Annotated in this window: 1 pseudogene; it reads right to left on the bottom strand. The window is 56.5% G+C overall.

From position 1 onward, the window contains the following. A pseudogene (locus PG883_RS22935) lies at positions 1-705 on the bottom strand (IS4-like element ISAeme3 family transposase); the annotation flags it as partial. Between the last annotated feature and the right edge of the window lie 44 nt (positions 706-749).

Below are 749 nucleotides of genomic sequence, written 5' to 3'. Positions count from 1 at the left end.
TGGCACTTCCCGTCCATCACCGCGCCAGGCCTGGATTATCTTGGGGTTCAGGCTTTGCGTTCCTCGCACCAGATAAAATCCGCCAGCGTCGTTCACCTGCTCAAACCAGGCCCTGTCAATGTAACCCGCGTCAGCCAGCAGCAGGCAGTTGGCCAGCTTGTGAGCCTCAGGGAGAAATTGCCGCTCCCCTGCGGTATCGGCAGACACACTCATGCACAGTGGGCTCTGCTCCGACAGAGACATGGTCATATGGCACTCGATAGCCGCCGGACTGATGGTCTTGAACCGGCCGGGAAAGTCAGCCGCCAGACGCCGGTGCACCGCGAAGGAGGTGCCATCGTGCAATAACACCTGCTTGAACGCGCCGAGGGAGGCCGCTTTGAGTTGATGGTCGATACGCAAGGCGATGGCCCGTTCGACCAGCGCTTTCATAAACAGGGCAAAGCTCTCTTTACGCAGCTGATTGTGAAACGGTTTGTAAGAAACCTGATGCTCTTTCGTCAGCTGCAAGGCATTGAAATGACGGTGTAAGCTGGCAATGTCATTGACCTGGTCGCCCCCCATGGCCCGCAACAGTGCAGGTACGAGCATGGCAGGGGTAATGGCGCGCTGACGCAGACAAAACTTGCAGAGCCGAGCAATGCGCTCGAGTGCGGCGGGAGCCAGGAGTTGCTCCAGATAGTGATTAGCATTAATAATGGTCATAGGCTTCGCGCGTGTTGATTTTGTTTGGCGATAAAATCAGATCA

This window comes from Aeromonas sp. QDB25 (assembly GCF_027707725.1).
Classification (GTDB): domain Bacteria; phylum Pseudomonadota; class Gammaproteobacteria; order Enterobacterales; family Aeromonadaceae; genus Aeromonas; species Aeromonas caviae.
Note: the sequence above shows the minus strand (reverse complement) of the source record. Positions and strands in the feature narration are given on the sequence as shown.